Origin of the sequence: Polaromonas sp., assembly GCF_029945895.1 — a bacterium.
Taxonomy (GTDB): Bacteria; Pseudomonadota; Gammaproteobacteria; order Burkholderiales; family Burkholderiaceae_C; genus Polaromonas.
The window spans coordinates 63,199-76,086 of the sequence record NZ_JAQSDL010000080.1; the positions used below are offsets into that span (position 1 = coordinate 63,199).

Here is a 12,888-nt window from a genome sequence, read left to right on the forward strand (position 1 = left end):
AAGCAAACGGATATCTATGAGCAAAGTCCATCTGATCGACCACCCGCTGGTGCAGCACAAGCTGACCCTGATGCGCCGCAAGGACGCTTCCACCAACACCTTTCGCACGCTGCTCAACGAGCTCAGCAGCCTGATGGCCTATGAAGTCACACGCGACATGCCGCTGCAGGACATCGAGGTGGAAACGCCGCTGGAGACCATGACCGGCAAGACCATCGACGGCAAGAAGCTCGTGTTTGTGTCCATCCTGCGCGCCGGCAACGGCATCCTGGAGGGCATGCTCAATGTGGTGCCGGGCGCCCGCGTCGGCCACGTCGGGCTGTACCGCGACCCGGCAACCCTGGAGCCGGTGGAGTACTACTTCAAGATGCCGCAGGAAATGGAAGAACGCGACATCGTGATCGTCGACCCCATGCTGGCCACCGGCAACTCGGCGATTGCCGCCGTGACCCGGCTCAAGAAACTCAAACCCCGATCCATCAAGTTCGTCTGCCTGCTGACCTGCCCCGAAGGGCTTGCCGCCCTGCAGAAGGCCCACCCCGACGTGGACATCTACACCGCCGCCATTGACAGGCAGCTCGACGAACACGGTTACATCCTGCCCGGCCTGGGTGATGCAGGTGACCGCATTTTTGGAACCAAATAGGCCGCCAGCCCAATCAGGACGGGCGCAAGCAGCTGCAGGTTTGATAGCAGATTCGAGTTTCACGAAGCTGCCGGGTCCGCCTCTGGGCTTCCACCCTGGGGGTGGGTGTACCCACGGAACAGGCCAGCTGTGGATGAAGCCATACCGCAAGGAAGAACGTTGATGCGCAGCCGCCCACCGGACACAACCGACCCGGTTTTCCTTGATGAAAAGACCGCGCGCAAACAGGCGGAACGGCAGGTCTTGCTGGACGCCCTGAGCGGCGGACTGCAGGCCGAAGCCATTGAATGGGCGGCCGGTAGCGCCATCGCACCCATGCTGCTGGCCAGCCCGCGCATCCAGCTGCGCCCGTGGAAAGAGGCCGACCGCGAGCCGTTTGCTGCCATGACGGCCGACCCCGAAGTCATGCGGCACTTTCCGGCAACGCTTAGCCGCGAAGAAAGCGACGCCTGGGTAGACCGGGCCATGCAGAAGCTCAACCAGCGCGGCTGGGGGTTCTGGGCCATGGACTACCTGGCTGAAGGCGCACCGGCGCCAAGCTTCGCTGGCTTCACCGGCCTCAACATTCCCGACCCGGAACTGCCCTTCGGCCCCTGCGTGGAAGTGGGCTGGCGACTCGCGCCGCGGTTTTGGGGCCTGGGCCTGGCCACCGAAGCTGCGCGCCTGGCGTTGCGGGCCGGCTTCGAGTCAGTGGGCCTGGAAGAGATCGTCGCGGTGACCACCCTGCGCAACACCCGCTCGCAAGCTGTCATGCAGCGTCTGGGCATGCAGGAAAGCGTGGCCGACGAATTCGACCACCACGCCTTTTCCGCTGACAGCCCCGAAAGGCGCTGCTGCGTGTACCGCCTGTCCCGCACGTGCTGGTCCCTGTAAGGCACCTTGATTCTCCACACCGCAGAACGGCCGGGCACCCGCCAAAGCGGGTTTGTCGTATTTCTGTTTCATGGAAAAAATGGCCGCCAGCCCTTATAGGGAAAGCCCGGCAAGCTATTTAAACGATAGCACCTGACAACCGGGTCAGGCGTCTCATTCCAAGGATCCTCAGCGCAGCGAAACGGGACGGCACACCAGCCGGTACAGTCAGCCCATCTCACTCACCAACTGCCATGGACCCCACCCACCTCCACCAACTCGCCGTCGAAGCCATGCGCTCGCGCGGCCTGCTTCCCGCTTTTTCTCCGCAGGCCTTGCAGGAAGCCGAAGCGGCTCGCCACACGGGCCCGGAACGCGGCGGCGATATCCGCGACCTGCGGCAGCTGACCTGGTTCTCGATCGACAACGACGACACGCGCGACCTGGACCAGCTCAGCGTGGCCGAGCCGCTGGCTGGCGGCGCAACGCGCCTGCTGGTGGCGGTGGCTGACGTCGATTGCCTGGTGCGGCCCGGTGGCGCGGTCGATGGCCATGCGGGTGCCAACACCACCTCGGTGTACACGGCGGCAGGCATCTTTCCCATGTTGCCCGAGCTGCTCTCCACCGACCTGAGTTCATTGCACGAAGGCCGGGACCGGCTGGCCGTGGTGGTGGACATGCGGGTCGCCGCAGACGGCACGGTGTCCGAATCCAGCGTCTACCGCGCAGTGGTGCTGAACCGCGCCAAGCTGACTTACGACGGTGTGTCGGCCTGGCTGGATGGCACGGCCGCAGCGCCGCCGCAGATGGCCAGCGTACCGGGGCTGGAGGAGCAGGTGCGTTTGCACGACACGCTGGCCGGCAAGCTGCGCTTATGGCGCCAGTCGCGCGGCGCGCTCAATGTCAACACCATCGCTGCCCGGCCGGTGTTCCAGGGCGGGCAGCTGGTGGACCTGCAGCCTGACGAGAAAAACCGCGCCAAGGATTTGATCGCCGACGTGATGATTGCGACCAACGGCGCCACGGCGCGTTTTCTGGTGGACCAGGGCTTCCCCTCGATACGCCGGTTTCTGCAGGCGCCGCGCCGCTGGGACCGCATCGTTGCGCTCGCCGCAAGCCATGGCGTGGCCCTGCCCGCGCTGCCTGATGCGCTGGCGCTGGATGGCTTCCTGGGCGCGCGACGCGCGGCCGACCCTGCGGGCTTTGCTGATCTGTCGCTGGCCGTGGTGAAGATGCTGGGCTCAGGCGAGTATGTGGCGGCACCGGCGGTTGATCCGGCCGCAGCCAAAGCGGGCAGCAACGGACAAGGCCACTTCGGCCTGGCCATCAACGACTACGCCCATTCGACCGCGCCGAACCGCCGCTTTCCCGACCTGGTGACGCAGCGCCTGCTCAAGGCGGCGCTGGCCGGTGAGCCGCCGCCCTACTCCGCCGAGCAACTGACCGAGATCGCGAAACACTGCACCTTGCAGGAAGACAACGCCAGCAAGGTGGAGCGCCAGGTGCTGAAAGCCGCAGGCGCCTGGCTGCTGCAGGGGCGCACCGGCGATGTGTTCGACGCCATCGTCACTGGTGCGGCAGCCAAGGGCACGTTTGTGCGCATCAGCAGCCCGCTGCTCGAAGGCCGGGTGGTGCAGGGTTTTGAAGGGCTGGACGTGGGCGACACGGCGCGTGTCAGGCTGGTGGCGGTGAACGCGGAACGAAGTTTTATCGACTTTGAGCGGGCCTGAGCGCCTGTGCGCGGAACCGCAACCGACGCTCACCGGGCGCCAGCCTCCAGCAGCCAGGCATTAAACGCCAGCATGGCCTGTGTTACCGGCCGTGACTTCAGCCGGGTCAGCCAGTAGCGGCCATTGCTGACCTCTGCCGCAAAGGGCCGTACCAGCCTGCCCTGCTGCAGCTCCCGCGCAAACATGCGCACCGGCAGCAGGGCAATCCCCGCCCCCTGGGCAGCGGCTTCCGCCATGGTCAATGAGGAGTCGAACACAGCGCCGCGCAGCACGGGGCAGGCTGACCCCGCCGCCGCGAACCATTGCACCCACTCGTCGGCCCGGTACGAACGCAGCAGCACCTGGCCCGCCAGGTCATCCGGCGCCTGCAGCAGCGCACCCAGGGCGGGGGTACACATGGGTGAAAGCGGCGCCGCCAGCAGGGCCTGCGCTTCGGTGCCGTGCCAGGCGCCGTCACCAAACCGGATCGCGTAGTCCAGGCCTTCCCCGGCGATGTCGACCCGGTTGTTGTTGGTGAACAGGCGGAAATCCACAAAGGGGTGGCGCAGCTGAAAGTCGCGCAGCCGCGGAATCAGCCAGCCCACGGCGAAGGTGCCGACCACACCCACGGTCAGCACTTCACGGGCGCGCCCGTCGTCAAACTGGTCCAGCACCTGGCCGATGCGCTCGAACGACTGGGCCAGCACGGGCAGCAGGGCCAGCCCTTCATCGGTCAGGGCCAGGCCACGGGGAAGCCGGCGGAACAGCGGCACCTTGAGCCTGTCTTCCAGATTTTTCACATGCTGGCTCACGGCCGCCTGCGAGACATTGAGTTCCAGGGCGGCCCGGGTAAAACTGAGATGGCGGGCAGACACCTCAAAGGCGCGCAAGGCATTCAGGGGCAGGTGCATGATGAGCGGACGGAGGCGGTAAGGCCAAGTTTTTCTTGGGTTAAAGCCAGATTATTACCGTTTGTGCAGCGGGGCCAGCCAATGGATCATCAGGTCCTTTCAACCCCAACCCCCAAGGAAAACATGCATAGACGTCAATTGATTCAAGCGGCCGGCCTGGCCGCCACCACCCTTCTCGCCAGCGGCTGCGCGCGCAGCCTTGGCGCCCCAGTCAACGCTGCGCAGGCCAGCCGTTTCGAGCAGGCCTTGCGGCAGATAGAAAGCGCCAGCGCTGGCCGCCTCGGGGCAGCGATGCTCGATACCCATTCCGGCGCCAGCTACGCTTACCGGGGAGCAGAACGTTTTCCCATGTGCAGCACCTTCAAGTTTCTGGCTGCAGCCCAGGTGCTCTCGCGGGTGGACCAGGGGCAGGAGCAACTGGACAGGCGCATCACCGTGCGTGCGTCTGACATCATTCAACACTCACCTGCCACCAAGCCCCGTGTCGGCGGCCTGCCGATGACACTGGCAGAGCTGTGCGAAGCCACCATCACCCTGAGCGACAACGCCGCTGCCAATCTGATGCTGAAGGAGATGGGCGGACCGCCGGGGCTGACAGCCTATATGCGCAGCCTGGGTGATGACATCACGCGGCTGGACCGGATAGCGCCAGAGCTGAACGAATCCACGCCTGGCGACCCGCGCGACACCACCACACCCCAGGCCATGCTGCAGAGCATGCAGAAAATTCTGCTGGGCACGGCGCTCTCGACCGCCTCGCGCGCGCAGATCACGCGCTGGCTGCTGGACAACAAAACCGGTGACCGCAAATTGCGTGCGCTGCTGCCCGCGGGCTGGCGCGTGGGCGACAAAACCGGCGGCGGCGCCTACGGCAGCAACAACGACATCGGTATTTTCTGGCCACCGGGCCGGGCACCCATTCTGGTGACGGCCTACCTGACCCAGACCCAAGCAGAGCCGCCGATACGTGACCGCGCGATTGTGCAGGTGGGTCAGCTGGTGGCGACGCTGGTGAGCTCTTCGGGCTGAATGTAACGCCCTGTGAAAGCTCTTGCAGCAAAGGCAAACAGCGCCATCTGCATGGAAGCAGCCCGCCGGGGCTGCGTCCACCCAAGGAGATTTCATGTTCAAACGCCTGACCCTGCTGTGGGTGCTGCTGCGCGGCGATGCACGTCAGCTATGGTTTGCGTTACGCCACCCGCAGGCGCCCGCCTGGCTCAAATGGGGCACGGCGGCGATTGCGCTGTATCTGTTCTCCCCCATTGACCTCATCCCGGACATGCTGCCTTTTCTTGGCATTGCGGACGACCTGGTGCTGGTGCCGCTGGCGATCCACTGGCTGCTCAAACGTCTGCCGCCCGAGCTGGCCAGCCCCGCACCCAAAGACCGCGCCGCCTGAGCGTCGCCATGCCCGCCGGCCCTTCCCCACTGCGCATCGCCCTCCCTTCAGGCAGCAGCACCTCCGGCCTGCTGCAGGCCCCCGACAAGGCCCAGGCCTGTTATGTCTTCGCGCACGGCGCCGGCGCGGGCATGAACCACATCTTCATGGCAGCGATCGCGCAAGGGTTGGCAGAGCGCGGCATCGCCACCCTGCGTTTCAACTTTCCCTTCATGGAGCAAGGCTCAAAACGCCCGGACTCACCGGCCATTGCCCATGCGGGCATCCGGGCAGCCGTCGCGCAGGCGTCCAGACAGTTGCCCGGGCTGCCATTGTTTGCCGGCGGCAAATCTTTTGGCGGGCGCATGGCCACGCAGGCGCAGGCGGCAGAGCCCCTGCCTGGCGTGCGGGGCATCGTGCTGATGGGATTTCCGCTGCACCCGGCCGGCAAGCCGTCGACCGAGCGCGCCGCGCACCTGTCAGACATCAGCACGCCAATGCTGTTTCTGCAGGGAACGCGCGATGGCCTGGCCGATCTCGACTTGATTCACGGCACCACTGCCAGGCTTGGAAAACGCGCCACCCTGCACATCGTCGAAGGTGCCGACCACGCGTTTCATGTGCTGATGCGCTCGGGCCGCAACGATGCCCAGGTGCATGGCGAACTCTTGGACACCATGGCCAGCTGGATGAAAGCCCGCTAGCTTCTCCTCGTCACCCCTCAGGACGGCCGGATGTGCGTGGCGAAATGGTCGTACACCGCAGCAATCCGCCGCAGGTGCCGGGACTCCGGATGCGCCAGCAGCCACAAGTCGGAAACGCAGCCCTGCAGCGGTTCGCTGATCTGCACAAGCTGCGGTTCCAGCGGCAGCATGAAAACAGGGATTGCACCGACCCCCAGGCCCGAGCGGATGGCATCGACCACGCTGGTAATGCTGTCCATCAGGTGGCGCGGCGCAACTTTGGGCAGGGCCTTGCGGCGCCATACCACCGAGGGATGCTGCGGCATGGCCTGGTCGGGGGCGATCCAGTCCTGCTGCCCCAACGGCCGTTTTCGCAGGGCGGGCGGCAGGGCCTTGCCCGCGCAGACGGCAAAGTTCATGTGGCCCAGCAGGCGCCCGATCAGGTGGTCGGGTGGTTTGCCGGTGGTCGCGCGCAGCGCCAGATCGGCGTCGCGCCGCGACAGGCTCATGAGTTCGTTGGTAGTGTGCAGTTCCAGTTGCAGCAGCGGGTGGCGGGCGGCCAGCGCGGGCAGGCAGGGCAGCACCAGACCGCGCAGCACCGCGTCCACCGTGGTCACGCGCACCCGGCCCGACACGTCGTCGCCGCCGCGCAGGGTGGCCGCGCGCGCCGCTTCCAGCTCCGCCTCAATGCGCTCGGCATGCAGGGCGATGGCGTGCATGGCGTCTGTTGGCAGGTAGCCCTGGCGCGAACGTTCAAACAGGCGCTGGCTCAGGCCTTTTTCGATCCGTTGGACCGCCCGGAACACGGTGGAGGCGTCCGCGCCCAGCCGCGTTCCCGCCTGTGCCAGCGTGCCGCCACGCACCAGGGCGAGTAGCAGCTCCAGGTCGGAGGCGGTGAGTTTGTATTGCAGTTTTGCAATCATGAATTTCTTTCTTGCGTATTTTCTTTGCGCTCCCGCAATCATAAAGTCACGCCACCTCATTTGATTGAAAGGACTTTCATGAAGCTTTACTACACCCCCGGGGCCTGTTCGCAGGCTGTGCATATAGCCTGCCGGGAAGCCGGACTGGCGCCGCAACTCATCCGCGTGGACCTGGCCGGGCGGTGCACCGGGAGCGGCGAGGACTTCGACCAGATCAACCCGCGCGGCTATGTGCCTGTGCTCGAACTCGACGATGGCAGCCGCCACACCGAGGCTGCCGCCCTGCTGCAGTGGGTGGGCGAGAACCACCACCTGCTGCCGGCCCACGGCTCGCCGGCCCGCCTGGAAGCACTGGAATGGCTGGCCTTTATCGCCACCGAGCTGCACAAGGGCTTCGGCCCGCTCTTCAACCCGGCGATCGACGCGACAACGCGCGAAGCGGTCGTCGTGAAGCTCTTGCGGCGCTTCGGCACCGTTGAGCGCCACCTGGCCCAACGGGACTGGCTGGCCGGCCATGGCTTTTCGGTGGTTGACGCCTACGCCTTCACCATTCTGGGCTGGGGCCAGTTCTTCAGGATGGATCTGTCACCGTTCCCGCGCGTGCAGGCCTACCTGCAACGCATCGCCCAGCGGCCTGCGGTGCAGGCTGCGCTGAAGGCAGAAGGCCTGGTGCTTGCATGAGCGCGCAGGCTCCCCCCCTGACACTGGTCAGCCACGCGCTGTGCCCTTATGTGCAGCGCGCAGCCATCGTGCTGCTGGAAAAAGGCGTGCCCTTTGCGCGGCGCGACGTGAACCTGGCGGCCAAACCCGCCTGGTTTCTCGCCGTGTCGCCGCTCGGCAAGACGCCGGTGCTGCTCACGGACAACACGGCGGTGTTTGAGTCCGCCGTGATCTGTGAATACCTGGAAGAAACCAACGGCCCGCCGCTGCACCCGAGCCAGCCGCTGGACCGCGCGCGGCATCGCGCGTGGATGGAATTCGGCTCGGCAATGCTGGCCACCGTGGGGGGCTTCTACACGGCGCCCGATGCGGCCTCGCTGCAGGCGCGGCGGACCGAGCTGCAGCAGCGTTTCACACAACTGGAAGCCGAACTCAGTGCAGACGGGCCGTATTTTTCGGGCACAGGCTTCAGCATGGTGGATGCGGTGTTTGCGCCGGTGTTTCGCTACCTCGACGCCTTCGAGGTCTGCGGTGAAGCCGGCTGGCTGGAAAACTTGCCGCGCATGCAGCGCTGGCGCATCGCCCTGGCGGCGCGGCCTTCTGTCCAACAGGCGGTGGCGGCCGACTATCCGCAGCGTTTGCTGGCCTTCCTGCGCACTCGCGGCAGCGAGCTGGCGCGGCGCATCGCCCCCGCCCGGGTGTAGCCATGTGACGGACAGGTTCGCAGGGGGAAGGTCCGCACCTGCGGGCGCGGGCCTGATTTTAGGGCCGCCCCTTTATCCATCTAAACTGGGCAGCACTTTTCACTTTCAGGTCCACCATGCCCCATCTCTCCCCCGTCCCCCTCGCCGACATCAAGGAAGACGACATCCGCGAGCGCTTCGAGCATTACAAGAAGACCCGCGGTTTCACGCCCAACAGCATCATGACCATGGTGCGGCGGCCCAACATCGTGCGGGCCTTCATGGCGCTGAACCAGGCGGTGTTGTACGAAGGCACGGTCCCGGAAGAAACCAAGATGCTGGTGAGCCTGGCCAGCAGTTATGCCGCCGGTTGCCTGTACTGCCAGTCGCACATGACCAACCTGGCCAGCATCTACAAGGCGTCGGACGCCAAGATCGCAGCGCTGTGGGATTTCGAGAACAGCGCGCTGTTCAGCCCCGCCGAACGCGCCGCCATCAGCCTGGCGCTCAAGGCCGGTGCGGTCCCCAACGAAGCGTCGAGCGCCGACTTTGACGAACTCAAGAAACACTACAACGACGAACAGATCGTCGAGATCGTGGCAGCCATCGCGCTGTTCGGTTACCTCAACCGCTGGAACGACACCATGGCGACGGCGCTGGAGCCGCTGGCCGTGGAAGTGGCCGAGCGCGCGATTGGTAGCGTGGGCTGGGAAGCCGGCAAGCACCGCTGATTCACGCAGCCCGCCGCGCGTAGGTGGCCGGCCTCAGAACACCAGCCGCGCCGCGCCTCCGCAGCCACACCGATGTAGCCAAAGGCCTGGCTGCTGAGGCGCTGCGTGCCATAAAACCCGATTTGTACAAACCCTCTTCCGGCCTGCGGCGCCTGGATGGCAACGGGCATACCCGCCAGCTTTCTCTCCATCAACTTCACCAGCCCCCACAACACCCGGTTCGCCGGCGTTGCCACGCCCAGGGCTCCGCCGCGCCCGACGATCAGCCCGTTGAAGCAGGCGGCCCATCCGTGAGTGGTTGGTGCGGGGGCCTGCTGTGGCGCGGCAACGCCGGACGCTTTTCAATGAAAATTTCATGGCGCTGACATGTTGCTCCCAAACAGTACGGGCTTCTGCACCTTACTTCTGGAGAAACATCATGGATCGCCGCACATTCCTGAATTCAAGCGCCGTCTTGGGAACCTCGACCCTTGCGCTGCCCGGCCTTGCCCTGGCGCAGACCGCCCCCGCCGTCATCACGCGAGACGCCATGCGACCCCAGATGGCTCATGGCATTCAAAGTGGTGATCCGAAGTCTGACGGCGCCATTGTCTGGACTCGCAGCGACCGGCCTTCGCGCCTTTGGCTGGAGTGGGCCACAACCGCCAGTTTTGCAAACGCCACGCGGGTGCGCGGCCCCTACCTGATGGGCGACACCGACTTCACCGGCCGTGTGGACCTGGCCGGCCTGCCAGCCGGCCAGGAGATTTTTTACCGGGTGGTGCTGCAGGACCTGCATAACGAGCGTGTGTTGTCTGAACCCGTGGCCGGCCACCTGCGCCTGCCCGCCAGCACCGGGGCCAAGGCTGCGCGCGACGTGCGTTTCACCTGGAGTGGCGATACAGCGGGGCAAGGCTGGGGCATCAACGAGGCCTGGGGTGGCATGAAAATCTACGAGCAGATGCGAAAGGTCAACCCTGACTTTTTCCTGCATTGCGGTGACACGATTTACGCCGATGGTCCGATCCAGGCCCAGGTCAAGCTCGCTGACGGCTCCCTCTGGAACAACGTCGTCACCGAAGAGGTCAGCAAGGTGGCAGAAACACTCGACGAATACCGCGGCCGCTATCGCTACAACCTGATGGACGCCAATGTGCGCCGCATGGCGGCGGAAGTGCCGCAGATCTGGCAATGGGATGACCACGAGGTGTTCAACAACTGGTCAGACTCCAAGGACCTCGGTGCCGACAAGCGTTACACCGAAAAGAACGTGCCCTTGATGGTGGCGCGCGCCACCAAGGCCTTTCATGAATTTGCGCCCCTGCGCCGCACCGCCGACGTGGAAAGCGAGCGTGTCTACCGCCATCTGCCGCAGGGCCCGCTGCTGGACATGTTTGTGGTCGACATGCGCAGCTACCGTGGCCCGAACACCCACAACCTGCAGACCGGCGAGACCGACGAAAGCGCCTTCATGGGCCGCCCGCAGATCGCCTGGCTGCTCGACGGCCTGAAGCGTTCCAAATCGGTCTGGAAAGTGATTGCGGCCGACATGCCCATCAGCCTGCAGGTGGGCGACGGCAAGGACGCCGACGGGCGCGAGCGCTGGGAAGCCAGTGCCAACGGCGACGACGGCGCACCCCTGGGCCGCGAAATTGAAATTGCCCGCCTGCTGCGCGAGATCAAGCGCGCCGGCATCAGGAACGTGGTGTGGCTGACCGCCGATGTGCACTACACCGCTGCGCATTATTTTGATCCGGCCAAAGCCAGCTTCAGTGACTTCGCGCCATTCTGGGAGTTTGTATCGGGTCCGCTCAACGCCGGTGGTTTCGGTCCCAACAAGACCGACGCCACCTTCGGCATGCAGGTGATGTACCAGAAAGCCCCGAACGAGGTGAATGCGCCGCCCACCAACGGCATGCAGTTTTTCGGCCAGGTGGACATCGATGCCAAAACCCGGGCCATGACAGTCACCTTGAAAGACCTGGCCGGCGCGTCGCTTTACACCAAGACACTGGCACCGCAGCGAAGCTGACCTGCGCCAACGGCAGGCCGGGACGCCCCCGGTCTGCCCGCGCTACGCGTGTTCCGGCGTCAATGCCGTGCGCAGTTGCTCCATGGCCGCCACGCAATCGAGGACCACTACCTGAAGATGGGCGGCGGCATCGTCGGCTTGCAGCGACGGAGATGACGCGAGGTGCTCGCCCACGGTTTTTCTGAGCCGCGACTGGACCGCCTGGAACAGGATGTCCCAGTCCCCGAACGGAATCTGCAAACGGCATGCCGACCCCTGTGCAGCGGAATCGGCTTCTTCTGGCAAGCCGGTGTTGTCCTGCGCCTGCAATTGCGCCGCTGGAGCGAGTGTGACCGGCAAGGGATGAGGCGCCGTGAACAGGAGATCGAGGTTGACGAAACCGAGCGCCTTGAGAGCTTTGTGCGCAAGATTTCGCATCTGTCTGGTGGGCAAAGAGGCTGTTCGCTTCATGCGGGAACCTGCGGAATTGGCTGCATAACGCTGCAGCGACGGTAAGGCGCTAATGCGACCGAGGCTCGGTACGCCACTGCCTTGGGTCGTTTATAGAAGTTTCAAAGACGACGGTCGGTCCGGTACCGGACTTAGCCGAAAAAAATGAATAAATATGTAGGACGTCACGCCGTCTGGATGCGCAGGACGGGAAGCAGTTGACGGCATCACACGGCCGGCTTTGCGCCTAGCTGGCCATCTCCATCGGCAGCAAGCGGTCGTATTCGTCCTTGACGACCTGGTAACACTCGCAGGAACGCTGCTCCAGTCCCTTTCGGTCCAGCACCTTGATGCGGCCGCGGGCGTAGCTGATCAGCCCGGCCTCCTGCACCTTGAGCGCCGCTTCCGTGACGCCGACCCGGCGCACGCCCAGCATGTTGGCAATCAACTCCTGGGTCATCACAAGTTCGTTGCCAGGCAAGCGGTCCAGGCTTAGCAGCAGCCACCGGCACAGCTGTTCGTCCAGGGAGTGGTGGCGGTTGCAGACGGCCGTTTGCGACATCTGCGTGATCAGCGCCTGGGTATAACGCAGCAGTAGATTCGTCACCGGCCCGGCCTTGTCAAACTCGTCCTTCATGAACTTTGCTTTCAGGCGATAGCCCTTGCCGCCGCTTTGCACCACGGCCCGGCTTGGCGTGGTGTTTCCTCCCATGAAGAGCGCGATGCCGACAATGCCCTCATTGCCGACCACCGCAATCTCGGCCGAGTCGCCATTTTTCATGACGTACAGCAGCGACACGATGGACGAGGTCGGAAAATAGACGTAGTGCTCGACTTTTCCGGATTCATAAAGCACCTCGCCGAGCGGCATCTCGAACAGCTCCAGATGCGGCAACCAGGCCTTGAGCTGCGCGTCGGGCAAAGCGGCGAGCAGACGATTGAGTTTTATTTCGCTCGAACTGGCCACCACCGCCTTCGCATGTGCGTTTGGCGAGGAAGAAGTCCGGAGCGGCTTTGTTTGGGGTGAAGGCATAAACAATACAGAACCATGTGATGAGCCTGTCTTCTCAGCTTGCCGAGATGGCAGCTGGACGGCCTCAGCTTTCAGCATACGGTGGTGACACCCGCTGGTCTGTGCGATGGCGAACGGCCGGGAGTCGGCTCTTTCTGTAGGCGAATCGCCCGCCAACAGACACGCGCTGACTAGTACTGCAGCCCGGAAGTAGCGAAACAAAATGAAAGTGATGGATTCGTGCCCAGGGCAAGGCGCAA

The 12,888-nt window shown here is 64.6% G+C and carries 14 protein-coding genes and 1 pseudogene; 10 read left to right on the forward strand and 5 right to left on the reverse strand.

Annotated elements, in window-relative coordinates:
• Positions 1 to 16: 16 nt before the first annotated feature.
• From upp to PSV33_RS09830, 3 genes are all read left to right on the forward strand, one after another.
• A complete protein-coding gene (gene upp / locus PSV33_RS09820) occupies positions 17 to 646 on the forward strand; it encodes a uracil phosphoribosyltransferase (RefSeq protein ID WP_300561065.1) in 630 nt (209 codons plus the stop codon).
• Positions 647 to 961: 315 nt separating this feature from the next.
• Positions 962 to 1,519 carry a GNAT family N-acetyltransferase gene (locus PSV33_RS09825; RefSeq protein ID WP_300561324.1) on the forward strand — a complete coding sequence of 186 codons (558 nt, stop codon included), beginning with the start codon at positions 962 to 964 and terminating at the stop codon, positions 1,517 to 1,519.
• 233 nt (positions 1,520 to 1,752) lie between these two features.
• Entirely contained in the window at positions 1,753 to 3,228 is a 1,476-nt protein-coding gene (locus tag PSV33_RS09830) for an RNB domain-containing ribonuclease (protein WP_300561068.1), read from the forward strand.
• 29 nt (positions 3,229 to 3,257) lie between these two features.
• Here PSV33_RS09830 and PSV33_RS09835 read toward each other — a convergent pair whose 3' ends face one another.
• Complete coding sequence (locus PSV33_RS09835; protein ID WP_300561070.1) at positions 3,258 to 4,118, reverse strand: LysR family transcriptional regulator; 861 nt, start codon at positions 4,116 to 4,118, stop codon at positions 3,258 to 3,260.
• A gap of 123 nt (positions 4,119 to 4,241) precedes the next feature.
• Here PSV33_RS09835 and bla point away from each other — a divergent pair, with 123 nt between their 5' ends.
• The 3 genes from bla to PSV33_RS09850 all read left to right on the forward strand — a co-directional run bounded on the left by bla (position 4,242) and on the right by PSV33_RS09850 (position 6,200).
• Positions 4,242 to 5,147 carry a class A beta-lactamase gene (gene bla, locus PSV33_RS09840; RefSeq protein ID WP_300561072.1) on the forward strand — a complete coding sequence of 302 codons (906 nt, stop codon included), beginning with the start codon at positions 4,242 to 4,244 and terminating at the stop codon, positions 5,145 to 5,147.
• A 94-nt stretch (positions 5,148 to 5,241) separates the two neighbouring features.
• The gene (locus tag PSV33_RS09845; protein ID WP_300561075.1) at positions 5,242 to 5,517 is read left to right on the forward strand and encodes a YkvA family protein; all 276 of its coding nucleotides are present in this window, start codon (positions 5,242 to 5,244) and stop codon (positions 5,515 to 5,517) included.
• A gap of 8 nt (positions 5,518 to 5,525) precedes the next feature.
• A complete protein-coding gene (locus PSV33_RS09850; protein ID WP_300561077.1) occupies positions 5,526 to 6,200 on the forward strand; it encodes an alpha/beta family hydrolase in 675 nt (224 codons plus the stop codon).
• A gap of 17 nt (positions 6,201 to 6,217) precedes the next feature.
• Here PSV33_RS09850 and PSV33_RS09855 read toward each other — a convergent pair whose 3' ends face one another.
• On the reverse strand, positions 6,218 to 7,102 hold the full coding sequence (locus PSV33_RS09855) for a LysR family transcriptional regulator (protein ID WP_300561078.1): 885 nt from the start codon (positions 7,100 to 7,102) through the stop codon (positions 6,218 to 6,220).
• Positions 7,103 to 7,180: 78 nt separating this feature from the next.
• Between PSV33_RS09855 and gstA the strand changes: the two genes are divergently transcribed.
• From gstA to PSV33_RS09870, 3 genes are all read left to right on the forward strand, one after another.
• Positions 7,181 to 7,783, forward strand: coding sequence for a glutathione transferase GstA (gstA, locus tag PSV33_RS09860; RefSeq protein WP_300561079.1), 603 nt, complete (start codon positions 7,181 to 7,183; stop codon positions 7,781 to 7,783).
• The gene (locus tag PSV33_RS09865) at positions 7,780 to 8,466 is read left to right on the forward strand and encodes a glutathione S-transferase family protein (protein ID WP_300561080.1); all 687 of its coding nucleotides are present in this window, start codon (positions 7,780 to 7,782) and stop codon (positions 8,464 to 8,466) included. Before gstA ends, PSV33_RS09865 begins: the two co-directional genes overlap by 4 nt.
• Before the next feature lie 116 nt (positions 8,467 to 8,582).
• Entirely contained in the window at positions 8,583 to 9,176 is a 594-nt protein-coding gene (locus tag PSV33_RS09870; protein ID WP_300561081.1) for a carboxymuconolactone decarboxylase family protein, read from the forward strand.
• 179 nt (positions 9,177 to 9,355) lie between these two features.
• On the opposite strand, the pseudogene PSV33_RS09875 reads toward PSV33_RS09870, so the two are convergent.
• Positions 9,356 to 9,448: pseudogene (locus PSV33_RS09875) on the reverse strand (2-dehydropantoate 2-reductase); the annotation flags it as partial.
• A 146-nt stretch (positions 9,449 to 9,594) separates the two neighbouring features.
• Between PSV33_RS09875 and PSV33_RS09880 the strand changes: the two are divergent.
• Entirely contained in the window at positions 9,595 to 11,187 is a 1,593-nt protein-coding gene (locus PSV33_RS09880; RefSeq protein ID WP_300561083.1) for an alkaline phosphatase D family protein, read from the forward strand.
• A gap of 42 nt (positions 11,188 to 11,229) precedes the next feature.
• On the opposite strand, the gene PSV33_RS09885 is transcribed toward PSV33_RS09880, so the two are convergent.
• A complete protein-coding gene (locus PSV33_RS09885; RefSeq protein WP_300561086.1) occupies positions 11,230 to 11,637 on the reverse strand; it encodes a hypothetical protein in 408 nt (135 codons plus the stop codon).
• Positions 11,638 to 11,863: 226 nt separating this feature from the next.
• Positions 11,864 to 12,583, reverse strand: a complete 720-nt coding sequence (locus PSV33_RS09890; protein WP_300561087.1) for a Crp/Fnr family transcriptional regulator — start codon at positions 12,581 to 12,583, stop codon at positions 11,864 to 11,866.
• Between the last annotated feature and the right edge of the window lie 305 nt (positions 12,584 to 12,888).

Excerpts from the sequence above, each read along its gene's own strand:
- PSV33_RS09835 (WP_300561070.1), bottom strand. The coding sequence starts at position 4,118 with ATGCACCTGCCCCTGAATGCCTTGCGCGCCTTTGAGGTGTCTGCCCGC.
- bla (WP_300561072.1), top strand. The coding sequence starts at position 4,242 with ATGCATAGACGTCAATTGATTCAAGCGGCCGGCCTGGCCGCCACCACC.
- PSV33_RS09885 (WP_300561086.1), bottom strand. The coding sequence starts at position 11,637 with ATGAAGCGAACAGCCTCTTTGCCCACCAGACAGATGCGAAATCTTGCG.
- upp (WP_300561065.1), top strand. The coding sequence starts at position 17 with ATGAGCAAAGTCCATCTGATCGACCACCCGCTGGTGCAGCACAAGCTG.
- PSV33_RS09855 (WP_300561078.1), bottom strand. The coding sequence starts at position 7,102 with ATGATTGCAAAACTGCAATACAAACTCACCGCCTCCGACCTGGAGCTG.
- PSV33_RS09865 (WP_300561080.1), top strand. The coding sequence starts at position 7,780 with ATGAGCGCGCAGGCTCCCCCCCTGACACTGGTCAGCCACGCGCTGTGC.
- PSV33_RS09845 (WP_300561075.1), top strand. The coding sequence starts at position 5,242 with ATGTTCAAACGCCTGACCCTGCTGTGGGTGCTGCTGCGCGGCGATGCA.
- PSV33_RS09825 (WP_300561324.1), top strand. The coding sequence starts at position 962 with ATGCTGCTGGCCAGCCCGCGCATCCAGCTGCGCCCGTGGAAAGAGGCC.
- gstA (WP_300561079.1), top strand. The coding sequence starts at position 7,181 with ATGAAGCTTTACTACACCCCCGGGGCCTGTTCGCAGGCTGTGCATATA.
- PSV33_RS09880 (WP_300561083.1), top strand. The coding sequence starts at position 9,595 with ATGGATCGCCGCACATTCCTGAATTCAAGCGCCGTCTTGGGAACCTCG.
- PSV33_RS09870 (WP_300561081.1), top strand. The coding sequence starts at position 8,583 with ATGCCCCATCTCTCCCCCGTCCCCCTCGCCGACATCAAGGAAGACGAC.
- PSV33_RS09830 (WP_300561068.1), top strand. The coding sequence starts at position 1,753 with ATGGACCCCACCCACCTCCACCAACTCGCCGTCGAAGCCATGCGCTCG.
- PSV33_RS09850 (WP_300561077.1), top strand. The coding sequence starts at position 5,526 with ATGCCCGCCGGCCCTTCCCCACTGCGCATCGCCCTCCCTTCAGGCAGC.